2 protein-coding genes are annotated in these 26,264 nt (G+C 73.0%); both read left to right on the top strand.

Translation table 11 applies throughout. The annotated features are described in order from the left end of the window. Positions 1 to 36: 36 nt before the first annotated feature. Positions 37 to 17,301: an SDR family NAD(P)-dependent oxidoreductase gene (locus ACFV9T_RS37955; RefSeq protein ID WP_385447205.1), complete on the top strand. Its 17,265-nt coding sequence runs from the start codon at positions 37 to 39 to the stop codon at positions 17,299 to 17,301. A 60-nt stretch (positions 17,302 to 17,361) separates the two neighbouring features. After that, a partial coding sequence (locus ACFV9T_RS37950; RefSeq protein WP_385447203.1) for a type I polyketide synthase occupies positions 17,362 to 26,264 on the top strand: 8,903 nt, incomplete at its 3' end.

Genomic DNA, 26,264 nt, shown 5'->3' with positions numbered 1-26,264 from the left:
TGAAGGTCCGCGGGCGCAAGGTTTGTGACGATAAGCATGGGTGAGACTCCAATGGCGGATCAGGACAAGATCCTCGACTACCTCAAGCGGGTAACTGCCGATCTGCACCAGACGCGGCAGCGTCTTCGCGAGGTCGAGTCGCAGGAGCCTGAGCCGATCGCGATCGTCGGCATGAGCTGCCGGTTCCCCGGAGGCGTCACGTCTCCGGAGGAGCTGTGGCAGCTCGTGTCCGGTGGCGGCGACGCCATCACGGACTTCCCCACGGACCGGGGCTGGGACGTCTCGTCGCTCTTCGACGCCGACCCCGACCAGCAGGGCACCAGCTACACCGACAAGGGCGGATTCCTGGCGGGCGCGGGCGAGTTCGACGCCGGGTTCTTCGGGATCAGCCCCCGCGAAACCCTCGGCATGGACCCCCAGCAGCGGCTGCTGCTGGAAACGTCCTGGGAGGCGTTCGAGCGGGCCGGGATCGACCCGGCCACGCTGCGCGGCAGCAAGGCCGGTGTCTTCATCGGTACGAACGGCCAGGACTACCCGGAGCTGATGCACACGGCGCCGCCGGGCGTCGAGCAGTATCTGCTGACCGGCAACGCGGCGAGCGTCATCTCCGGCCGCATCTCCTACACCTTCGGCCTGGAGGGCCCGGCGCTCTCCGTCGACACGGCCTGCTCGGCGTCGCTGGTGGCGCTGCACCTGGCCGTGCAGGCGCTGCGCAACGGCGAGTGCTCGATGGCGCTGACCGGTGGCGTCACCGTCATGAACAGCCCGCGCGCGTTCATCAACTTCAGCCGCCAGCGGGGCCTGGCCCCCGACGGCCGCTGCAAGGCGTTCGCGGACGGCGCGGACGGCACCGGCTGGGGCGAGGGCGTCGGCATGCTGCTCGTCGAGCGGCTGTCGGACGCCCGTAAGAACGGCCACCAGGTGCTCGCCCTCGTACGCGGCTCCGCCATCAACCAGGACGGTGCGAGCAACGGGCTGACGGCGCCGAACGGCCCGTCCCAGCAGCGCGTCATCCGCCAGGCGCTCACCGACGGCCGCCTCACCCCGGCCCAGGTCGACGCCGTCGAGGCACACGGCACCGGTACGTCGCTGGGCGACCCCATCGAGGCGCAGGCGCTGCTCGCCACGTACGGGCAGAACCGGGCCGAGGGCCGCCCGCTGTGGCTCGGCTCCGTCAAGTCCAACTTCGGGCACACCCAGGCCGCGGCCGGCGTCGCCGGAATCATCAAGATGGTCAAGGCCATCGAGCACGGTGTGCTGCCCAGGACGCTGCATGTCGACGCGCCCTCCGGGGACGTCGACTGGACGGCGGGCGCGGTGTCCCTGCTCACCGAGAACACCCCGTGGCCGGAGACCGGGCAGCCGCGCCGCGCGGGCATCTCCTCGTTCGGCGTGAGCGGTACGAACGCCCACACCGTCATCGAGGAGGCGCCCGCCGAGGACCGCGAGCCGCAGTCTCCGGCCGAGGGGGACTGGTCCGGGCTCGGCGGGCGGCTGCCGCTGCTGGTGTCCGGGCAGAGCGCGGAGGCGCTGCGCGCCCAGGCCGCGCGGCTCGCCGCCCATGTGCGGGACGACCCGGGCCTCGGCCTGGTCGACCTCGCCCACTCCCTGGCCACCACCCGCGCCGCGCTGGACCACCGGGCCGTGGTCCTCGCGGGCGACGGCGGCCGGGACGACCTGCTGCGCGGGCTGGCCGCGCTCGCCGAGGAAAACCCCGCGAGCGGGGTTGTTCAGGGCGAGGTCAGCGAGGGCAAGGTCGCGTTCCTGTTCACCGGACAGGGCAGCCAGCGCACCGGCATGGGCCGTGAGCTGTACGCGGCCGTCCCGGCCTTCGCGCGGGCCCTGGACGAGGTGTGCGCCGAACTCGACGGCCATCTCGAACTACCCCTGCGGGAAGTGACGTTTGGAAATGTAGCTGCCGGTGACGACAGCGCGCTGCTGGACCGCACCGGCTACACCCAGCCCGCCCTGTTCGCCCTCGAAGTGGCGCTGTTCCGGCTGCTGGAAACGTGGGGCGTGAAGCCCGACTTCCTCGTCGGCCACTCCATCGGCGAGCTGGCCGCCGCCCATGTGGCGGGCGTGCTGTCGCTCCCCGACGCCTGCCGGTTGGTGGCCGCGCGCGGCCGACTGATGCAGGAGCTGCCGGGCGGCGGCGCGATGATCGCCGTCCAGGCGTCCGAGGACGAGGTGGCGCCGCTGCTCACCGACCGGGTCTCGATCGCCGCTTTGAATGGCCCGACCTCCGTGGTCATCGCGGGCGACGAGGACGCGGCTCAGCGGATCGCCGACGTCTTCGCGGAGAAGGGCCGTAAGACCAAGCGGCTCACCGTCAGCCACGCGTTCCACTCGCCGCACATGGACGGCATGCTGGAGGCGTTCCGCGAGGTCGCGCAGGGCGTCACGTACGCGCCGCCGGTCATTCCCGTCATCTCCAACCTGACCGGCGCGTCCGTGTCCGCCGACGAGATCTGCTCGCCCGACTACTGGGTCCGGCACGTCCGGCAGGCGGTCCGCTTCACCGATGGCATCCGTGGGCTCGAAGAGTTCGGCGTCGCCACCTTCGTGGAGCTGGGCCCCGATGGGGTGCTCACCGCCATGGCGCAGGACTGCGTCACCGCCGAGGGCGCCACGTTCGTACCCGTCCTGCGCGGCGACCGCTCCGAGACCACCGCCCTGACCGACGCGCTCGCCCGCGTCCATGCGCACGGTGTAGCCGTCGACTGGGCCGCCGTGTTCGCGGGCTCCGGCGCCCGCCGCGTCGAGCTGCCCACGTACGCCTTCCAGCGCGAGCTGTACTGGCCCGAGCCCGCCGGGCCCTGGACCGGCGACGTCACCGCCGCCGGGCTCGGCTCCGCCGACCACCCGTTGCTCGGCGCGGCCGTCTCGCTCGCCGACGCCGCCGGGTTCCTGTTCACCGGCAGGCTCTCCCTCCAGACCCACCCGTGGCTCGCCGACCACGCCGTCATGGACACCGTGCTGCTGCCCGGCACGGCCTTCGTGGAGCTGGCCATCCGCGCCGGTGACCACGTCGGCGCCGATGTCCTGGACGAGCTGACCCTGGAAGCGCCGCTCGTGCTGCCCCCACAGGGCGGTGTGCAGCTCCAGGTGTCCGTGGGCGCGCCGGACACGTCAGGGCGGCGCTCGCTGACCCTGCACTCGCGGCTCGAAGAGGCCGCCGACGGCAGCTGGGGCGAGGGCGAGTGGACTCGCCACGCCACCGGTGTACTCGCCACCGGGGCAGCCACCCCCGACGAAACCCTCAGCGCCTGGCCACCGGCCGGTGCCACCGAAGTCCCCGTCGACGGGCTCTACGACTGGCTCACGACAAGCGGATTCGCCTACGGCCCGGTGTTCCAGGGCCTCAAGGCCGCCTGGCAGGACGGCGACCACGTGTACGCCGACGTCCGCCTCCCCGATGGCGCCCGCGCCGAGGCCGACCTGTTCGGGCTGCACCCGGCGCTGCTGGACGCCGCCCTGCACGCCGTCGGCATCGGCTCCCTGCTGGAGGACACCGAACACGGCCGCCTCCCGTTCTCCTGGAGCGGCGTCCGGCTGCACGCCGTCGGCGCCTCCGCGCTGCGCGTCCGGCTCTCGCCCGCTGGCCAGGACACCGTGGCCGTCCTCGTGACGGACGAGAGCGGCGCGCCCGTCGCCTCGGTCGACGCGCTGCTGCTGCGCCCGGTCTCGCCCGAGCAGGTGCACTCCGCGCGCGGCGCCTTCTACGACGCGCTGTTCCGCGTCGAGTGGACCCCCGCCCCGGTGCCGTCCGCCACCACCGTGGTGGCCGGGCAGTGGGCGCTGCTGGGCGACCAGACCCCCGAACTGGCCGCCGCGCTGCCCACCGCCGTGGGGTACGCCGACCTGGCCGCGCTCGGCGAGGCCGTGACGGGTGGCGCCCCGGTGCCGCAGGCCGTCGTGGCGCCGTTCTTCGCCACTGACACGGACCTTCCGATCGAGGCCTCCGTACGCGACTCCCTGCACCGCGCGCTGGAGCTGGCCCAACGCTGGCTCGCCGACGACCGCTTCGAGGGCTCCCGGCTGGTCATCGCCACCCGTGGCGCCGTCGCCACCGCCGCCGACGCCGACACCGAGGACCTGGCGGGCGCCCCGCTGTGGGGCCTGCTGCGCTCCGCGCAGTCCGAGAACCCGGACCGCTTCACCCTCGTCGACATCGACGGCGACGATGCCTCGTACCGCGCCCTCGCTCCCGCCCTCGCTACGGGCGAGCCGCAGCTCGCGGTGCGCGCCGGGGCCGTCGTCGTACCGCGCCTGGCGAAGGTGGCCTCCGACGCCGCCCACACCGCCCGCGCTCTCGACCCCGAGGGCACCGCGCTGGTCACGGGCGCCACCGGCACCCTGGGCGGCCTGGTCGCCCGCCACCTCGTCACCGAGCACGGCGTACGCAACCTGCTGCTGCTCAGCCGTCGCGGCGCCGACGCGGACGGCGCCACCGAACTGGTCGCCGAACTGCGCGCGTCCGGCGCCGACGTCACCCTCGCCGCCTGCGACGTGGCCGACCGCCACGCGCTGGCCGAGGTGCTGGCCGCCGTACCGGCCGACCGTCCGCTGACCGCCGTCGTGCACACGGCGGGCGTCCTCGACGACGGTGTCATCGGCTCGCTCACCGCCGAGCGCGTCGACCGCGTCCTGCCGCCCAAGGTGGACGCGGCGCTGAACCTGCACGAGCTGACGCGCGAGCTGGACCTGTCCGCGTTCGTCCTGTTCTCCGCCGCCGCCGGAACCCTCGGCGGCCCCGGACAGGCCAACTACGCGGCCGCCAACGCCTTCGTGGACGCCCTCGCCCGGCGCCGCCGCGCCCAGGGCCTGCCCGCGACCGCCCTCGCCTGGGGCCTGTGGGCCGAGCGCAGCGGCATGACCGGCGACCTGGACGACGCCGACCTGCAGCGCATCACCCGCGCCGGAGTCGCCGCCCTCTCCTCCGACGAGGGCCTGGCCCTGCTGGACACCGCGCTCGCCGTCGGAGACCCCGCGCTCGTCCCCATTCACCTGGACCTGGCGTCGCTGCGCCACGCCGACGCCTCCATGGTCCCGGCGCTGCTGCGCGGCCTGGTGCGCGGCGGTACGGCCCGCCGCACCGCCGAGTCGGGCGCCACGGCCCCCGGCGGGCTCGCGGAACGGCTCCTCGCGCTGTCCGTCCCCGAGCGCGACCGGCTGCTGCTGGAGGTCGTCTCCGGCCAGGTCGCCGCCGTCCTCGGCTACGCGGGCCCGGAGGCGGTCGGCGCGGGCCGCGCGTTCAAGGAGCTGGGCTTCGACTCGCTCACCGCCGTCGAGCTGCGCAACCGCCTCGGCGCCGTGACGGGCGTACGGCTCCCCGCCACCCTCGTCTTCGACTACCCGACGCCCACCTCGCTCGCCGGTTTCCTGCGCACCGAAATCCTCGGCGACCAGGCCGACGAAACCGCAGTCGCTTCGGCGCCGGCCACCGCCGTCGCCGACGACGAGCCGATCGCCATCGTCGGTATGAGCTGCCGCTACCCGGGCGGTGTCAGCAGCCCCGAGGAGCTGTGGCAGCTCGTCATGGGCGCCACCGACGCCATCTCCGGCTTCCCCACCGACCGTGGCTGGCAGCTGGACGGGCTGCTCGGCGACGACCAGGGGCAGACCGGCACCAGCGCCACCATCGAGGGCGGATTCCTCTACGAGGCGGGCGAGTTCGACCCGGACTTCTTCGGCATCAACCCGCGCGAGGCGCTGGCCATGGACCCGCAGCAGCGGCTGCTGCTGGAGTCCTCGTGGGAGGCGTTCGAGCGCGCGGGCATCGACCCGGCGGCCGTGCGCGGCAGCAAGACCGGTGTCTTCACCGGCGTCATGTACCACGACTACCTGTCCCGGCTGACCGCCCTCCCCGAGGGGCTGGAGGGCTACCTCGGCACCGGCACGGCGGGCAGTGTCGCCTCGGGCCGGGTCGCGTACACCTTCGGGCTTGAGGGCCCGGCCGTCACCATCGACACGGCGTGCTCGTCGTCGCTGGTGGCGCTGCACTTCGCGGCGCAGGCGCTGCGCAGCGGCGAGTGCACGATGGCGCTCGCGGGCGGTGTCACCGTCATGTCCACCCCGGACACCTTCATCGACTTCAGCCGCCAGGGCGGGCTGTCCGCGAGTGGCCGCTGCAAGTCCTTCGCCGCCGACGCGGACGGCACGGGCTGGGCCGAGGGCGTCGGCATGCTGCTCGTGGAGCGGCTGTCGGACGCGCGTCGCAATGGCCACCAGGTGCTGGCCGTGGTGCGCGGCACGGCGGTCAACCAGGACGGTGCGTCCAATGGTCTGACGGCGCCGAATGGTCCGTCGCAGCAGCGGGTGATCCGTGCGGCTTTGGCTGGCGCGGGGCTGTCGACCGGCGATGTGGACGTGGTCGAGGCGCACGGTACGGGCACCACGCTGGGCGACCCCGTCGAGGCGCAGGCGCTGCTGGCCACGTACGGGCGTGATCGGGATGCGGACCAGCCGCTGTACCTCGGCTCCATCAAGTCGAACATCGGCCACACGCAGGCGGCGGCCGGTGTCGCGGGCATCATCAAGATGGTGCAGGCGATGCGCCACGGTGTGCTTCCGCAGTCGCTGCACATCAATGAGCCGTCGCCGCACGTCGACTGGGAGTCGGGCGCGGTCTCGCTGCTCGCCGAAGCGCGGGAGTGGCCGGAGACCGGACACCCGCGCCGCGCGGGCATCTCCTCCTTCGGCGTCAGCGGCACCAACGCCCACGCCATCATCGAGCAGGCCCCGGAGGCGGAGCCCCGCCCGGTGGCGGACGCCACGCCGCGCGCGGCCGGGGTGCTGCCCTGGACGCTGTCCGGCAAGTCCGCCGACGCGCTGCGCGGCCAGGCCGTACGGCTGCTCGCCCACCTGGAGGAGCGGCCCGAACTGCCGCTCACCGACCTCGGCTACTCCCTCGCCACCACCCGCGCCGCGCTGGACCACCGCGCGGTGGTGGTCGGCTACGACCGCGCCGCGCTGGTCGCGGGCCTGGAGGCGCTGGCGCGCGGCGAGTCGGCCGCAGGGCTGATCGAGGGCTCGGTGACCGGGGGCGGGCAGGTCGCGTTCCTGTTCACGGGCCAGGGGAGCCAGCGGCTCGGGATGGGCCGCGAGCTGTACGAGGCGTACCCGGTGTTCGCGGAGGCGCTGGACGCGGTGTGCGATGAGCTGGACGCGCACCTCGAAACGCCGCTGAAGACGGTCCTGTTCGGCGAGGACGCCGCCGCGCTGGATCAGACCGGCTTCACGCAGCCCGCGCTGTTCGCCATCGAGGTGGCGCTGTTCCGGCTGGTCGAGGCGTGGGGTGTGCGGCCCGACTACCTCTCCGGCCACTCCATTGGTGAGCTGGCTGCCGCGCATGTGGCGGGTGTGCTGTCGCTTGCGGACGCTTCGAAGTTGGTGGCGGCGCGTGGTCGTCTGATGCAGGAGCTTCCGGCCGGTGGCGCGATGGTCGCCGTTCAGGCGTCGGAGGATGAGGTTCTGCCGCTGCTCGGTGGTGGTGTGAGCATTGCCGCCCTCAACGGGCCGTCGTCCGTGGTCATCGCGGGTGACGACGATGCCGTGGCTGAGGTTGCCGCGTCGTTCGAGGAGCGGGGTCGTAAGACCAAGCGGCTCACGGTGAGCCACGCGTTCCACTCGCCGCGCATGGACGGGATGCTGGACGCGTTCCGCGAGGTGGCCGAGGGCCTGACGTACGAGGCCCCGAAGATCCCCATCGTGTCGAACCTGACCGGGAACGTCGTCTCCGCCGACGAGATCACCACGCCTGACTTCTGGGTGCGCCACGTCCGCGAGGCCGTGCGCTTCCTCGACGGCATCCGCACCCTGGAGGCCCAGGGCGTCACCACCTACCTCGAACTCGGCCCCGACGGTGTGCTGTCCGCCATGGCGCAGGACTGCCTCACCGACAGCGACGCCACCTTCGCCGCCATGTGCCGCAAGGACCGCCCCGAGGCCGACACCGTCACCGCCGCCCTCGCCCGGCTGCACGTCCGTGGCGTGGCGCCGGACTGGGCCGCGTACTACGCGGGTACGGGCGCGGCGCGCGTCGACCTGCCCACGTACGCCTTCCAGCACCGCCGCTTCTGGCTGACGAACCCGGCGGGCTTCGTGGGCGACGTGGAGTCGGCGGGCCTGGGCCGGGCCGATCACCCGCTGCTGGGTGCGGCCGTGCCGCTGGCCGACTCCGATGGCTTCCTGCTCACGGGCAGGCTCTCCCTCGAAAGCCACCCGTGGCTGGCCGACCACGCCGTGATGGGCACGGTCCTGCTGCCCGGCACCGCCTTCGTCGAGCTGGCGATCCGCGCCGGTGACCAGGTGGGCTGCGACCGGCTGGACGAGCTGACCATCGAGGCGCCGCTGATCCTCCCCGAGCGCGGCGCGGTGCAGGTCCAGATCATGGTCGGGGCCCCGCAGGCCGCCGGACACCGCACGCTGGAGCTGTACTCGCGGGCCCAGGACGCGCCCGCCGAGGTGCCGTGGATCCGGCACGCCAGCGGTGTGCTGGTGGCGGGTGCCCCGCAGCCGTCGTTCGACCTGACGGCGTGGCCGCCGCCGGGCGCCGAGCCCGCCGAGGTCGACGGGCTCTACGAGCACCTGGCGCAGGGCGGTTTCGCGTACGGCCCGGTGTTCCAGGGGCTTGAGGCGGCGTGGCTGCGCGGCGACGAGGTGTTCGCCGAGGTCCGGCTGCCCGAGGACGCGGAGGGCGACGCCAAGGCGTTCGGGCTGCACCCGGCGCTGCTGGACGCCGCGCTGCACAGCACGTTCGCGCGTCCCGATGGCGATGAGCAGGGCAGGTTGCCGTTCTCCTGGGGCGGGGTGTCGCTGCACGCGGTGGGCGCCGGTGCGCTCCGGGTGCGGCTGACCCCGGCCGGGACGGACGCGGTGTCGCTGGAGCTGGCCGATGGCACCGGCGCCCCGGTGGCGTCCGTGGAGCAGCTGGCGCTGCGCCCGGTCGCGGCCGGTCAGCTCGCGGGCGCCAGGTCCGCCACGTACCACGAGTCGCTGTACCGGCTGGACTGGGCCACCGTGCCCATGGCCACGGAAGCCACCGCGGAGTGGGCGGTGCTGGGCGGTGGCGCACCCGACGCGCTGACGTCCGGCGCGGCGGTCCACGCCGATCTGGCCGCGCTGGGCGAGGCCGGGGACCTGCCGGACTTCGTCCTCGCCTACCTCGACCCGCGCGCCGACGGCGACGATGTGACCGGTGCGGTGCACACCGCCACCCAGGACGCGCTGGCCCTCGTACGGGAGTGGCTGGCCGACGACCGGTTCGCCGCGTCCCGGCTGGTGCTGGTGACCCGGGGCGCGGTGGCCACGGCCGGTGACGCGGGGACGTACGACCTGGCGCACGCCCCGGTGTGGGGTCTGGCGCGCTCCGCGCAGTCGGAGAACCCGGACCGGCTGGTGCTGGTGGACCTCGACGGCACGGACGCCTCGTACGAGGCGCTGGGCACCGCCCTGACGTCGGGCGAGCCGCAGTTCGTGCTGCGCCGTGGTGCCGTCCACGCGCCCCGGCTGGCGCGCATCGCCACCGACGGGCCCATGGTGCCGCCTGCCGGTGAGCAGGCGTGGCGGCTGGACATCCAGGACAAGGGCACGCTGGAGAACCTGACGCTGCTGCCGACCCCGGAGGCCGCCGCGCCGCTGGAGGCCGGACAGGTGCGGGTCGCGGTGCGGGCAGCCGGTGTGAACTTCCGCGATGTGCTGAACGCACTGGGCATGTACCCGGGCGACGCGGGCCTGATGGGCAGCGAGGGCGCCGGTGTCGTCCTCGAAACCGGCCCCGGTGTCACCGATCTGGCGCCCGGCGACCCGGTGATGGGCATGCTGCCCGGCGGGTTCGGGCCGCTCGTGGTCGTGGACCGCCGCATGGTGGCGCCGATGCCCCGGGGCTGGTCGTACGCCCAGGCCGCGTCCGTGCCGATCGTCTTCATGACGGCGTACTACGCGCTGCGCGACCTGGCGGACCTGCGCGGCGGCGAAGCGCTGCTCGTCCACGCCGCCGCCGGTGGTGTCGGCATGGCCGCCGTGCAACTGGCCCGCCACTGGGGTGTGGATGTCTACGCGACGGCCAGCCCCGGCAAGTGGGACACGCTGCGTTCGCTGGGGCTGGCCGACGACCGGATCGCCTCCTCCCGCGACCTGGCCTTCGAGGAGACGTTCCGCGAGGCCAGCGGTGGCCGTGGCGTGGATGTCGTACTGGACTCGCTGGCCCGGGAGTTCGTGGACGCGTCGCTGCGGCTGCTGCCGCGCGGCGGCCGGTTCGTGGAGATGGGCAAGACGGATGTCCGGGCCCCCGAGGATGTGGCGGCCGCCTATCCGGGCGTGTCCTACCAGGCGTTCGACCTGACCGAGGCGGGCCTGGACCGCATCCAGGCGATGCTGTGCGAACTGCTGGAGCTGTTCGAGCAGGGCGCGCTGCGGCCGCTGCCGATCACCGCATGGGATCTGCGGCAGGCCCCGGACGCGTTCCGCTACCTCAGCCAGGCCCGGCACATCGGCAAGGTCGTCCTCACCGTGCCCGCCGCGTGGAACCCGGACGGCACGGTGCTGATCACCGGTGGCACCGGCACCCTGGGCGGCCTGGTCGCCCGGCACGCGGTGACCGAGCGCGGCGCCCGGCATCTGCTGTTGACCAGCCGACGCGGTGAGCAGGCGGCGGGGGCCTCTGAACTCGCCGCTGAACTACGCGAGTTGGGTGCCGAGGTCACCATCGCCGCCTGCGACGCGGCCGACCGTGACCAGCTCGCCACCGTCCTCGCCGCCATCCCCGCCGACCGTCCGCTGACCGCCGTCGTGCACACGGCCGGTGTGCTGGACGACGGGGTGATCGGCTCCCTGACGGCCGAGCGGCTGGAGAAGGTGCTGCGGCCCAAGGTGGACGCGGCGCTGAACCTGCACGAACTGACGCTTGAGATGGACCTGGCCGCGTTCGTCCTGTTCTCCTCGGCGGCCGGTACGTTCGGCGGCCCTGGCCAGGCCAACTACGCGGCGGCCAACTCCTTCCTCGACGCGCTGGCCCGCCACCGCCACGCCCAGGGCCTGCCCGCCACTTCGCTGGCGTGGGGCCTGTGGGCCGAGGCCAGCGGCATGACCGGCGAGCTGGAAGCCACCGACAAGTCCCGGATGAGCCGGTCGGGTGTGCTGGGCCTGTCCTCGGACGAGGGCCTGGCACTGTTCGACACCGCCCAGGAGACGGGCGACGCGTTCCTGGTGCCCATGCAGCTCGACCTGGCGTCGCTCATGGGCGCGCCCGTCGCGAGCGTGCCACCGCTGCTGCGCGGCCTGGTGCGCGGCGGTACGACCCGCCGCACCGCCGAGTCGGGCGCGGCCGGGGACGGCGCGTCGCTGGTGGAGCGGCTGGTCCGGCTGGACGCGGCCGAGCGCGATCAGCTGCTGCTCGACCTGGTGCGCGGCCAGGTGGCCGTGGTGCTCGGCCATGACTCGCCCGACGCGGTCGAGGCCAGCCGGGCCTTCAAGGACCTCGGCTTCGACTCGCTGACCGCCGTGGAATTCCGCAACCGCCTCGGCGGCGCCGCCGGGCTGCGCATGCCCGCCACGCTCGTCTTCGACTACCCGACGCCGACCGCGCTCGCCGCGTACCTGCGCGACGAACTCCTCGGCTCCGAGGCGGCGGCCGCCGTCCCGGCGCAGGCCCAGGCGCGGGCCACGGCCAAGGACACCGACGAGGACGACCCGATCGCCATCGTCGCCATGAGCTGCCGCTTCCCCGGCGACGTCCGCACTCCCGAGGACCTGTGGGAGCTGCTGGCCGAGGGCCGCGACGGCATCTCCCGGCTGCCCGACGACCGGGGCTGGGACATCGAGGCGTTCTACGACCCGGACCCGGACCGGCCCGGCACCTCGTACGCCCGCGAAGGCGGATTCACCTACGACGCCGCCGACTTCGACCCCGAGTTCTTCGGCATCAACCCGCGCGAGGCCATGGCGATGGACCCGCAGCAGCGGCTGCTGCTGGAGACCTCGTGGGAGTCGTTCGAGCGGGCGGGTATTGATCCGCAGACGCTGCGCGGCAAGGAGGTCGGCGTCTTCGTCGGCCAGATGCACAACGATTATGTGTCGCGGCTGAGCACCGTCCCCGAGGGCGTCGAGGGCTACCTCGGCACCGGCGGTTCCAGCAGCATCGCCTCCGGCCGGGTGTCGTACACCTTCGGCTTCGAGGGCCCGGCCGTCACCGTCGACACGGCGTGCTCGTCGTCGCTGGTGGCGCTGCACCTGGCGGCGCAGGCGCTGCGCAACGGCGAATGCACCCTGGCGCTCGCGGGCGGTGTCACCATCATCACCACGCCCGCCGTCTTCACCGAGTTCAGCCGCCAGCGCGGCCTGGCCAGCGACGGCCGCTGCAAGCCGTTCGCGGCGGCGGCCGACGGTACGGCCTGGGGCGAGGGCGTCGGCATGGTGCTCGTGGAGCGGCTGTCGGACGCGCGTCGCAATGGCCACCAGGTGCTGGCCGTGGTGCGCGGTACGGCGGTCAACCAGGACGGTGCGTCGAACGGCCTGACGGCGCCCAACGGCCCGTCGCAGCAGCGCGTCATCCGCCAGGCGCTGGCGAACGCCGGTCTGTCGGCGGCGGATGTGGACGCGGTCGAGGCGCACGGTACGGGCACCACGCTGGGCGACCCGATCGAGGCGCAGGCGCTGCTGGCCACGTATGGCCGTGAGCGGGACGCGGACCAGCCGCTGTGGCTCGGCTCCATCAAGTCCAACTTCGGCCACACGCAGGCGGCTGCCGGTGTCGCGGGCATCATCAAGATGGTGCTGGCGATGCGGCACGGTGTGCTTCCGCGGTCGCTGCACATCGATGAGCCGTCGCCGCACGTGGATTGGGAGGCGGGCGCGGTGTCGCTGCTCGCCGAGGCGAGGGAGTGGCCGGAGACGGGCCATCCGCGCCGCGCGGGTATCTCCTCCTTCGGCATGAGCGGCACCAACGCCCACGCCATCATCGAACAGGCCCCCGAGCCGATTCCTGTCCCCGGTTTCGAGGGTGACACGGCGGCGCTGCCGTGGGTGCTCTCCGCCAAGTCCCCGGAGGCGCTGCGCGCCCAGGGCGCCCGGCTCCGTAGCCATGTGGCGGACCACCCCGAGGCCGCTCTCACCGACCTCGGCCACTCCCTGGCCACCGGCCGCGCCACCTTCGACCACCGGGCGGCGCTGGTCGCCCGGGACCGGGACGGCTTCCTGGCCGCGCTGGACGCCCTGGCCGAGGGGCGCGGCGCGCCCGGGCTCGTGGCGGACACGGTGTCGGACGGCAAGGTGGCGTTCCTGTTCACCGGCCAGGGCAGCCAGCGGCTCGGCATGGGCCGTGAGCTGTACGAGGCGTACCCGGTGTTCGCGGAGGCGCTGGACGCCGTATGCGATGAGCTGGACCAGCACCTGGACCAGCCGCTGCGTGGCGTCCTCTTCGGCGAGGACGCTGCGGTGCTGGACCAGACGGCCTACACCCAGCCCGCGCTGTTCGCGGTAGAGGTGGCCCTGTTCCGCCTGGTCGAGGCGTGGGGTGTGAAGCCCGATGTCATGTCCGGCCACTCGATCGGCGAACTGTCCGCCGCCCATGTGGCAGGTGTGCTCTCCCTCGCGGACGCCTGCCGGTTGGTGGCCGCGCGTGGCCGTCTGATGCAGCAACTGCCGACCGGTGGCGCGATGATCGCCGTCCAGGCGTCCGAGGACGAGGTGACGCCGCTGCTGAGCAAGCGGGTGAGCCTCGCGGCCGTCAACGGCCCGACCTCGGTCGTGGTCGCGGGCGACGAGGACGCGGCGCTGGAGGTTGCGGCGAACTTCGAGGAGCGGGGCCGCAAGACCAAGCGCCTGACCGTCAGCCACGCGTTCCACTCGCCGCACATGGACGGGATGCTGGACGCGTTCCGCCAGGTAGCGGAGGCGTTGTCGTACAAGACCCCCCGCATCCCGATCGTCTCCAACCTGACGGGTGATGTCGTCTCCACCGACGACATCACCACCCCCGACTTCTGGGTACGCCACGTCCGCGAGGCAGTCCGCTTCCTCGATGGCATCCGCACCCTTGAGTCCCAGGGCGTCACCACGTACGTAGAGCTGGGCCCCGAGGGCGTGCTCACCGCCATGGCGCAGGACTGCGTCGCGGACGACGTGCGCCATGCCTTCGCCGCCACGCTGCGCGGCGGCCGCCCGGAGCCCGAAACGCTGCTCACCGCGCTCGGCCAGGCCCATGTCCGGGGCGCCGCCGTGGACTTCGAGGCGCTGTACGCCCCGTACGGCGCGCACCGGGTGGACCTGCCGACGTACGCCTTCCAGCGCCGCCGGTTCTGGCTCGACATCGGCCCCGTCGGCGGCGACGCCACCGCGATCGGCCTGCACGCGGCGGGCCACCCGCTGCTCGGCGCCGCCGTGGAACTGCCCGACGCGGACGGTTTCGCCTTCACCGGACGCCTCTCCCTGGACACCCACCCATGGCTGGCCGACCACGCCGTGATGGGCACGGTCCTGCTGCCCGGCACCGCGTTCGTGGAACTGGCGCTGCGCGCCGGGGAACACGCGGGCTGCGACCGGCTGGACGAACTCACCCTGGAAGCACCGCTGATCGTCCCCGAGCGTGGCGCCGTCCAGCTCCGCCTGTCACTCGCGGCCCCTGACACCACAGGCCGCCGCACGCTGACGATGCACTCCCGCGCCGAGGACGCCCCGTCCGACGAACCGTGGCTGCGCCACGCGACGGGCGCCCTGACGGCCGACGCGGAGGCGGCGGAGTTCGCCCTGACCACCTGGCCCCCGGCCGACGCCGAGCGGATCGAGACCGACGGCTTGTACGACGGCCTGGCCGACTCCGGCTTCACCTACGGCCCGGTCTTCCAGGGCCTTGAAGCGGCCTGGCGGCGCGACGACGAGGTGTTCGCAGAGGTCCGCCTCCCGGAGGGCACCGAGGCCGACGCCAAAACCTTCGGCCTCCACCCGGCCCTGCTGGACGCGGCCCTGCACGCCCTAGGCCTGGCCGCCACCGAAGAAAACGGCGGCGAGGGCCGCCTGCCGTTCGCCTGGACCGGCGTCTCCCTCCACGCCATCGGTGCGTCCGCCCTACGGGTCCGCCTGTCGGGCACCACGACGGGCACGGTGACGCTCCAGCTGGCGGACACGACGGGAGCCCCGGTGGCGACCGTAGACGGCCTGGCCCTGCGGACGGTGACCCCGTCCCAACTGGGCGCCACCCGCCCGAGCGCCACATCCGACGCCCTGTTCAGCCTGGACTGGACCCCGCTCCCGGCATCCGCCCCGGCCCCCACCGAGGGCTGGGCGGCCCTGGGCACGGACACCCTGGGCCTGACCACGTACACGGACTTGGCCGCACTGGCCGAGGCCGTCGATTCGGGAACGCCCCTGCCGGAGCACGTAGTGGTGTCCCTGGTCGATCAGGCCGGTCCGGGACTGCACTCGGACGGCGCGGTACTCGAAAGCCTGGGTGCGGCAACTCCAGCCCGTCCGGCGATTGAGGACACGCCCGAAGGGCGTTCGCCGCACGCAGACGGCGCGGCACCTGACTGCCCGGGTGCGGCAACTTCAGCCCGTCCGGCGCTTGAGGACCGGGGTCGAGGGGCGGAGCCCATCGTTTCGGGAAGGGGCGGGCTAGGGGAAAACCCCACCCAAGCCGCACACGACGCCACCACCCAAGCCCTCGACCTGCTCCAAACCTGGCTGGCCGACAACCGCTTCGCGGACTCCCGCCTGGTAATCCTCACCACCGCCACCGACCTGGCACACGCCGCCGTCCGAGGCCTGGTCCGCTCCGCCCAGGCGGAGAACCCGGACCGTCTGGTGCTGATCGAGGCCGACGCCGAGGACACCTCGCTGAAGACGCTCGCGACGGCCGTCGCCACAGGCGAACCCCAGGTGGCCGTGCGCAACGGCGAGGTCCTGGCCCCCCGCCTGGCCCGCGCCACAACACCGGCGGAAGCCCCCGGGTGGGACCCGAACGGCACGGTCCTGCTCACCGGAGCAACCGGCACCCTGGGCACCCTCTTCGCCCGCCACCTGGTGGCAGAGCGAGGCGTACGGAACCTCCTCCTGGTAAGCCGCCGAGGCAACGAGGCCCCCGGTGCCGCCGAACTCACCACGGAACTCACCGAACTGGGCGCCGAGGTGCACTGGTCGGCCTGCGACGTAGCAGACCGGGATGCGCTAGCCGCGACTCTCGCCACCATCCCCGCCGCCCACCCCCTCACCGCCGTGATCCACACGGCAGGCGTACTGGACGACGGCGTCATCGCCTCCCTCACCCCAGACCGAGTCGCCAAGGTCCTGCGCCCGAAGGCGGACGCGGCCTGGAACCTGCACCACCTCACCCAGCACCTGGACCTGAAGGCATTCGTCCTCTTCTCCTCCGCCGCCGGAGTCTTCGGCGGCGCCGGACAAGGCAACTACGCGGCGGCGAACGCCTTCCTAGATGCCCTGGCCCAGCACCGCGCAGCGAACAACCTCCCCGCCACCTCCCTGGCCTGGGGCCTGTGGTCAGTCGCGGGCGGCATGGGCGGTGAGCTGGACGAGACCGAGATCGCCCGCATCCGCCGAGGCGGCATCGGCGTACTCACGGCGGACACCGGCCTGGAGCTGTTCGACGCCGCGAACACCACAAGCGGCGACCCGCTCCTCGTCCCGATGCCCCTCGACATGGCGGCACTCCGTGCCCAGGCGGGCGTAGGCATGCTGCCACCCCTCTTCCGAGGCCTGGTACGAACGACGACCACCCGCCGCGCAGCGGAAACGGCAGCCACCGGAACCACCGGCGCCGAAGAGCTGCGGGCCCGCCTCACCCCGCTCTCCGAGCCCGAGCGGGACGAAGCGGTGCTGGACCTGGTCTGCACCCAGGTGGCGGCCGTCCTCGGCTACCCGGGCCCGGAAACGGTCGACCCGGCACGCTCGTTCAGCGAGGTCGGCTTCGACTCGCTCACCGCCGTGGAGCTGCGCAACCGACTGAACGCGACCACCGGAGTCCGGCTCCCCGCGACGCTGGTCTTCGACTACCCCACACCGAACGCACTGGTCCAGTACCTGCGGGGCGAGATCCTGCCGGACGAAGCGACCGGGGTCACCTCGCTGCTCGCCGAACTCGACGGGCTCGAAAAGTCCCTGGCCGGGGCCGCCGAGGCCGCCCCGGACGACGAGGACCGGAGCAGGATCACCGCACGCCTGCAGGCGCTGCTCGCGCAATGGAATGACGACCGAGGACCGGAAGACGGCGCCGACATCGCCGATGAGATCGAGTCCGCGACGGACGACGACCTCATCGACTTCCTCGGCAAAGAATTCGGGATCTCCTGAAGTGCCCGTGGCCGACGAGAAGTGACCCGACTTCCGGATTCCTCGAGAGGGAACGCACGTATGAATGAGGAAAAGCTCCGTTACTTTCTCAAGCGGGTCACCGCCGACCTGCACGAGACCCGACGCCGCCTCCAGGAGGTGGAGTCGGAGGACCAGGAGCCCATCGCGATCGTCGGCATGAGCTGCCGCTACCCGGGTGGCGTGGAGTCGCCCGAGGACCTGTGGCGGCTCGTGTCCGGGGGCGGGGACGGCATTTCCGAGTTCCCCACCGACCGTGGCTGGGACATGGGGCGGCTCTTCGACGACGACCCGGACGGCTCGGGCACGAGCTACGTCAGGGAGGGCGGTTTCCTCCACGACGCCAACTACTTCGACCCGGCCTTCTTCGGGATCTCGCCGCGCGAAGCCCTCGCGATGGACCCGCAGCAGCGGTTGCTGCTGGAGACCACCTGGGAGGCGTTCGAGCGCGCGGGCATCGACGCCACTTCCGTACGCGGCACCCGAACCGGCGTCTTCGCGGGCGTCATGTACCACGACTACGCCTCGCGGCTGCGCGCCGTACCGCCCGGTGTCGAGGGTTACCTCGGCACCGGCGGCTCCAGCAGCATCGCGTCCGGCCGGGTGGCGTACACCTTCGGCCTGGAGGGCCCGGCGCTCACCGTCGACACGGCGTGCTCGTCGTCCTTGGTCACCCTGCACCTGGCCATGCAGGCGCTGCGCAACGGCGAATGCTCACTCGCGCTCGCCGGTGGCGTCACCGTGATGTCGACGCCCGGCACCTTCACCGAGTTCAGCCGCCAGCGCGGGCTGTCCTTCGACGGCCGCTGCAAGTCGTTCGCGGCGGCCGCCGACGGCACCGGCTGGTCCGAGGGCGCGGGCATGCTGCTCGTGGAGCGGCTGTCGGACGCGCGGAAGAACGGCCACCGGGTGCTGGCCGTCGTACGCGGCTCCGCCACCAACCAGGACGGCGCCTCCAACGGCCTCACCGCCCCCAACGGCCCGTCCCAGCAGCGCGTCATCCGCCAGGCGCTGGCCAGCGCACGGCTGACGGCCGACCAGATCGACGTCGTCGAAGCACACGGCACCGGTACGACGCTGGGCGACCCCATCGAGGCGCAGGCGCTGCTGGCCACGTACGGCAAGGAGAAGCCCGCCGAACGGCCGCTGCTGCTCGGCTCCATCAAGTCCAACGTCGGCCACACCCAGGCCGCCGCCGGTGTCGCCGGGATCATCAAGATGGTCAAGGCCATCGAGCACGGCTATGTGCCCAAGTCCCTGCACGTGGACGAGCCGTCGCCGCACATCGACTGGTCGGCCGGGGCCGTCTCGCTGCTCACCGAGGGCCGCCCGTGGCCGGAGACCGGCCGCCCGCGCCGCGCCGCCGTGTCGTCGTTCGGCATCAGCGGCACCAACGCCCACCTGATCATCGAACAGCCCCCGTCGCCGGAGGCCGAAGACACCGAAGACGCTCCCGAGGCCACCGCGCCCCCACGCGACCTCCCCGTCCTCCCGTGGCTGCTGTCCGGCAAGGGCGAGGACGCGCTGCGCGCCCAGGCCGCCCGGCTGCACACGTACGTCTCCGAACGCCCCGACCTGGACCCGCTGTCCACCGGCTACGCCCTCGCCACCACCCGCGCCGCCCTCCAGGACCGCGCGGCCGTCATCGCGGGGGACCGCGAGACGCTCCTCGACCGGCTCGCCTCCCTCGCGGCGGGCGAGCCCGCCGCCGGGCTGGTCGAGGGCGCGGAGACCCGGGGCAAGCTGGCGTTCCTCTTCACCGGCCAGGGCAGCCAGCGGCTCGGCATGGGCCGCGAGCTGTACGCCACGTACCCGGCCTTCGCCGAGGCGTTCGACACCGTGTGCGCCGCGCTCGACCCGCGCCTCGAACGGCCGCTGAAGGACGTCCTCTTCGGAGACGACGCCGAAGCCCTGGACCGCACCGGCTTCACCCAGCCCGCGCTGTTCGCCATCGAGGTGGCGCTGTTCCGCCTCGTCGAAGCGTGGGGCCTGAAGCCCGACTTCGTCTCCGGCCACTCCATCGGCGAGATCGCCGCCGCGCATGTGGCGGGCGTGCTGTCGCTCGCCGACGCCGCCCTGTTGGTGGCGGCGCGCGGCCGCCTGATGCAGCGGCTTCCGGGCGGCGGCGCGATGATCGCAGTCCAGGCGTCCGAGGACGAGGTGGCGCCGCTGCTCACCGACCGCGTGAGCATCGCCGCCCTCAACGGCCCGACGTCGGTCGTCATCGCGGGCGACGAGGACGCCGCTCAGCAGATCGCCGCGTCTTTCGAGTCCCAGGGCCGCAAGACCAAGCGCCTGACCGTCAGCCACGCGTTCCACTCGCCGCTGATGGACCCGATGCTGGAGGCGTTCCGCAAGGTCGCCGAGAGCCTGACGTACGACACCCCGAAGATCCCGGTCGTCTCCAACCTGACCGGGGACATCGCCACCGCCGACTTCTGGGTACGCCACGTCCGCGAGGCCGTCCGCTTCCTCGACGGCATCCGCACCCTGGACGCCCAGGGCGTCACCACGTACCTCGAACTGGGCCCGGACGGCGTGCTGTCCGCCATGGCGCAGGAGTGCGTCACCGGTGACGATGCGGCGTTCATCCCCGTACTGCGCTCCGGCCGCCCCGAGGCCGAGACCCTGACCACCGCCCTGGCCACCCTGCACACCCGGGGCACCGCCCCCGACTGGGAGGCGTTCTACGCGGGTACGGGCGCGGAGCGCGTCGAGCTGCCCACGTACGCCTTCCAGCGCGAGCACTACTGGCTGGACGCGGGCACCGCGTACGGCGACGTCTCCTCGGTCGGCCTCGGCACCGCCGACCATCCGCTGCTCGGCGCGGCCGTCTCGCTGGCCGCCGCGGAGGGCTTCCTGTTCACCGGGCGGCTCGCCCTGGACACCCACCCGTGGCTGGCCGACCACACCGTGATGGGCACGGTCCTGCTGCCCGGCACGGCGTTCGTGGAACTCGCCGTACGCGCCGGTGAGCAGGCCGGATGCGATCTGGTCGAGGAACTCACCCTGGAGGCCCCGCTGATCCTGCCCGAACAGGGCGGGGTCCGGCTCCAGATCGCCGTGGGCGCCGAAGACGACACCGGCCGCCGCACCCTGGCACTCCACTCCCGCCCCGACGCGGCCACCGACGACGAGCCGTGGATACGCCACGCCACGGGCCTGCTCGGGCAGAGCGCCCCGACCGCCCCCTTCACCCTGACCACCTGGCCCCCGGCGGGCGCCGAGCAGATCTCCGTCGACACCCTTTACGAGGACCTGTCCGAGGCGGGCTTCGCCTACGGCCCGGCCTTCCAGGGCCTGCGCGCCGCGTGGCGCGGCGACGGCGAGGTCTACGCCGAGGTCGCCCTCCCCGAGGCCACCGAACCCGGCGCCGCCCTCTTCGGCCTCCACCCGGCCCTGCTGGACGCCGTGCTCCACACGATCGGCCTCAGCGACCTGACCGAAACCCCGGGCCAGGGCGGCCTCCCCTTCGCGTGGACCGGCGTCCGCGTCCACTCGGTGGGCGCGGACACGGTACGGGTCCGCCTGACCTCAGCCGCGAACGGCAAGGTGTCGCTCCAGCTGGCGGACGTAACGGGCGCCCCGGTGGCCTCTGTAGACTCCCTGGCCCTCCGCACGGTGTCCCCGGACCAGCTGGCCCCGACGAGCCCGGGCGCCGCGCCCGATGCCCTGTTCCGCGTCGACTGGACCCAGGTCCCGGCTCCCGCCGAGCCGGTGTCCAAGGACGCCTTGGCATCGGTGGGCCCCGCCCTCCTGGACCTCCCCACCTACCCGGACCTGGCGGCGCTGGCCGAAGCGGTAGCCTCCGGAACGCCACTCCCGGACCACGTAGTGGTTGACCTGGCAATTCAAGCCCGTCCGGCGATTGAGGACACGCCCGAAGGGCGTTCGCCGCACGCGGACGGCGCGGCACCTGACTGCCCGGGTGCGGCAACTCCAGCCCGTCCGGCGCTTGAGGACCGGGGTCGAGGGGCGGAGCCCATCGTTTCGGGAAGGGGCGGGCCAGGGGAAGACCCCACCCAAGCCGCACACGACGCCGCCACTCAAGCCCTCCACCTCCTCCAAACCTGGCTGGCCGACGACCGCTTCGCGGACTCCCGCCTGGTCGTCCTCACCTCCGGCGCCGACCTGGCGCACGCCGCCGTCCGCGGCCTGATCCGCTCCGCCCAGTCGGAGAACCCGGACCGCATCCTGCTCGTGGACATCGACGCCCACGCGGACTCACTGGCCGCACTGCCAACCGCACTGGCATCCGGCGAGCAGGAAGTTGCCGTACGCGAAGGCACGATCAAGGCCCCCCGCCTGGCCCGCGCCACAACACCGGCGGAAGCCCCCGACTGGGACCCGAACGGCACGGTCCTGCTCACCGGAGCAACCGGCACCCTGGGCACCCTCTTCGCCCGCCACCTGGTGGCAGAGCGAGGCGTACGAAACCTCCTCCTGGTGAGCCGCCGAGGCAACCAGGCCCCGGGCGCGCCCGAACTGACCGCCGAACTGGAAGCGCTGGGCGCCACCGTCCACTGGTCGGCCTGCGACGTAGCAGACCAAGACGCCCTGGCCCAGACCCTCACCACCATCCCCCCGGCCCACCCCCTCACCGCCGTGATCCACACGGCAGGCGTACTGGACGACGGCGTCATCGCCTCCCTCACCCCAGACCGAATCGCCAAGGTCCTGCGCCCCAAGGCGGACGCGGCCTGGAACCTCCACCACCTCACCCAGCACCTGGACCTGAAGGCATTCATCGTCTTCTCCTCCGCCGCCGGAGTCTTCGGCGGCGCCGGACAAGGCAACTACGCGGCGGCGAACGCCTTCCTGGACGCTCTGGCCCAGCACCGCGCAGCAAACGGCCTCCCCGCCACCTCCCTAGCCTGGGGCCTATGGGCCGAGCCCGGCGGCATGGCCGGAGACCTGGACGACACCGAGATCGCCCGTCTCCAGCGCGGCGGCGTAGCCGCCATCACCGCAGCCCAGGGCCGCGAACTCTTCGACGCCACGCACGGACAGAGCGAGCCGCTCCTCGTCCCGATGCCCCTGGACATGGGGGCACTCCGCACGCAGGCAAGCGTCGGCATGCTGCCACCTCTCTTCCGCGGCCTGGTCCGCGTCCCGCCACGCCGCGCCGCCCAGGCCGCCGCGGCCGCGCAGTCCGGCGCCCTCGCCCAGCAGCTCGCCGGAGTACCCACCACCGAGGCCGAGGCGATCGTCCTCACCCTGGTCCGCACGCAAGTGGCGGCCGTACTCGGATTCGCCGGGCCCGAAACGGTCGAACCCCAACGGGCCTTCAGCGAGGTCGGCTTCGACTCGCTCACCGCCGTGGAACTGCGCAACCGCCTCACCGCGGTCACCGGCGTCCGGCTCCCCGCCACGCTGACCTTCGACTACCCGACCCCCGCCGCCCTCGCCACGTACCTGCGGGCCGAGACCCAGGGCAGCCAGGCCGACGCGGCAGCACCCACCCCCACCGCCACCGCGATCGCACACGACGACGACCCCATCGCCATCGTCGCGATGAGCTGCCGTTTCCCCGGCGGGGTGGCCTCGCCCGACGACCTGTGGAAGCTGGTCACCGAGGGCACGGACGCCATCACCGACATGCCCACCGACCGTGGCTGGGACATCGAGTCGCTCTACAACGACGACCCCGACCAGCAGGGCACCAGCTACGCCCGTAACGGCGGCTTCCTGCATGACGCCCCCGACTTCGATCCGGTGTTCTTCGGGATCTCGCCGCGTGAGGCCCTCGCCATGGACCCGCAGCAGCGGCTGCTGCTGGAGACCACTTGGGAGGCGTTCGAGCGTGCGGGCATCGACCCGGGGACCGTGCGCGGCAGCCGGACCGGCGTCTACACGGGCGTGATGTACAACGACTACGGCACGCTGCTGCACCGCGCTCCCGATGGCCTCGAAGGCTATATGGGCACCGCCAGCTCCGGCAGCGTCGCCTCGGGCCGCGTCTCGTACACGTTCGGCCTGGAGGGCCCGGCCGTCACCGTCGACACGGCGTGCTCATCCTCCCTGGTCACCCTCCACATGGCGGTGCAGGCGCTGCGCAACGGCGAATGCTCGCTCGCCCTCGCGGGCGGCGTGACCGTCATGGCGACCCCCGGCACCTTCGTGGCGTTCAGCAAGCAGCGCGGCCTCGCCACCGACGGCCGCTGCAAGCCCTTCGCCGACGCCGCCGACGGTACGGCGTGGGGCGAGGGCGTGGGCATGCTCCTCGTGGAGCGGCTGTCGGACGCGCGCAAGAACGGCCACCCGGTGCTCGCGGTCGTACGTGGCTCCGCCATCAACCAGGACGGTGCGTCCAACGGCCTCACCGCGCCCAACGGCCCGTCCCAGCAGCGCGTCATCCGCCAGGCCCTGGCCGGGGCCCAGCTGTCCGCCGCCGAGATCGACGCCGTCGAGGCACACGGCACCGGTACGACCCTGGGCGACCCGATCGAGGCGCAGGCGCTGCTCGCCACCTACGGCCAGGAGCACACCCAGGACGCGCCGCTGTGGCTCGGCTCGGTGAAGTCCAACTTCGGGCACACGCAGGCGGCGGCCGGTGTCGCCGGAATCATCAAGATGGTCAAGGCCATCGAGCACGGCGTCCTCCCCAGGACCCTGCACGTGGACGAGCCGTCCGCACATGTGGACTGGTCGGCGGGCGCGGTGTCGCTGCTCACCGAACAGCAGACGTGGCCGGACACCGGCCGCCCGCGCCGCGCCGCCGTGTCGTCGTTCGGCATCAGTGGCACCAACGCGCACACCATCATCGAGCAGGCCCCGGAGCTGCGGCAGACCGATGCGAGGGTGGAGCCCCGGGCCCTTCCGCTGGTCCCCTGGGTGGTGTCCGGCAAGGACGAGGACGCCCTGCGGGCTCAGGCCGCCCGGCTCCACAGCCATGTGGCCGAGCACCCCGACCTGGACCCGGTGTCGGTCGGCCACTCCCTGGCCACCACCCGCGCGGCGATGGAGCACCGGGCCGCCGTCATCGCCGGTGACCGCGCTACCTTCCTGGACCGGCTCGCCGCGCTCGCCGCTGGTGAGCCCGCGACGGGAGTGGTCCAGGGCGCGGAGGCCCGAGGGAAGCTGGCGGTTCTCTTCACCGGTCAGGGCAGCCAGCGCCTGGGGATGGGGCGTGAGCTGTACGACGCGTACCCGGTGTTCGCGGAGGCGCTGGACACGGTCTGCGATGCGCTGGACCGGCACCTCGAAACGCCGCTGAAGACGGTGGTGTTCGGGGACGACGCCGAGGCGCTGGACCAGACCGGTTACACCCAGCCCGCGCTGTTCGCCATCGAGGTGGCGCTGTTCCGGCTGGTCGAGGCGTGGGGCCTCAAGCCCGACTTCCTCTCCGGCCACTCCATCGGTGAGATCGCCGCCGCCCATGTGGCGGGTGTGCTCTCGCTCGCCGACGCCGCGAAGCTGGTGGCCGCGCGTGGCCGTCTGATGCAGGAGCTTCCGGCCGGTGGCGCGATGGTCGCCGTCCAGGCGTCGGAGGACGAGGTGGCGCCGCTGCTCACCGACCGGGTGAGCATTGCCGCCCTCAACGGGCCGTCGTCCGTGGTCCTCGCGGGCGACGACGACGCTGTTGCTGAGGTTGCCGCGTCGTTCGAGGCGCAGGGTCGGAAGACGAAGCGGCTGACGGTGAGCCACGCGTTCCACTCGCCCCGCATGGACGGGATGCTCGACGCGTTCCGCGAGGTGGCGCAGGGTCTGACGTACGAGGCTCCGCGTCTCCCGATCGTCTCCAACCTGACCGGCGAAGTGGTCTCCGCCGACGAGATCGCCACCGCCGACTTCTGGGTACGCCACGTCCGCGAGGCGGTCCGCTTCCTCGACGGTGTCCGCGCGCTCGAAGCGCAGGGCGTGACGACGTACGTCGAGCTGGGCCCGGACGGTGTGCTCACCGCCATGGCACAGGAGTGCGTCACCGGCGAGGACGCGGCGTTCACGGCCGCGCTGCGCTCCGGCCGCCCCGAGGCCGAGAGCCTGACCACCGCCCTTGCTGCTCTGCACACCCGGGGCGCGGCCCTGGACTGGGAGGCGTACTACGCGGGTACCGGCGCGGAGCGCGTCGAGCTGCCCACGTATGCCTTCCAGCACGAGCGGTACTGGATCGAGGTCCCGGCCTCGGTGGGCGACGTGACGTTCGCCGGTCTGGGCTCCGCCGATCACCCGCTGCTCGGCACGGCCGTGTCCCTGGCCGCTGCGGAGGGCTTCCTGTTCACCGGGCGGCTGTCGCTGGAGACGCACCCGTGGCTGGCCGATCACGCGGTGATGGGTTCGGTACTGCTGCCCGGTACCGCGTTCGTGGAGCTGGCCGTACGCGCTGGTGAGCAGGTCGGTTGCGATCTGGTGGAGGAGCTGACGCTTGAGGCGCCGCTGATCCTGCCCGAGCGCGGCGGGGTTCAGCTGCAGATCGCCGTGGGCGCCGAGGACGACTCCGGTCTCCGCGCCTTCGAACTCCACTCGCGTCCCGATGTGGGCGATGACGAGGTGCCGTGGGTGCGGCATGCCACGGGTGTGCTCGTGGCGGGCGCGCCGCTGTCGGCCCCGTCGTTCGAGCTGAGTGTCTGGCCGCCCGCCGGTGCCGAGCGCATTGAGATCGATGGGCTGTACGAGGGGCTGGCCGAGGCGGGCTTCGGCTACGGTCCGGTCTTCCAGGGGCTGCGTGCCGCCTGGCGGGGCGACGGCGAGGTCTACGCCGAGGTCGCGCTGCCCGAGGGCGTCGAGCCCGGTGCGGACCTGTTCGGCTTGCACCCCGCGCTGCTGGACGCCGTGCTGCACGCCATCACGCTGGGTGGCCTGACCGAGAACCTGGGCGGCGCGCTGCCCTTCTCCTGGACCGGTGTCCGGGTGCATTCGGTGGGTGCGGACAGCGTGCGGGTGCGGCTGTCGTCGGCCGCGAACGGCACGGTGGCGCTGCAACTGGCCGATGTGACCGGTGCCCC

It is taken from the genome of Streptomyces sp. NPDC059850 (assembly GCF_042731515.1).
Taxonomy (GTDB): Bacteria; Actinomycetota; Actinomycetes; order Streptomycetales; family Streptomycetaceae; genus Streptomyces.
The sequence above is the reverse complement of the archived record's forward strand: the minus strand, read 5'-3'. Positions and strand labels throughout refer to the sequence as shown.

Bases quoted from the DNA above. Each gene is read 5' to 3' on its own strand.
- ACFV9T_RS37955 (WP_385447205.1), top strand. From the start codon at position 37: ATGGGTGAGACTCCAATGGCGGATCAGGACAAGATCCTCGACTACCTC.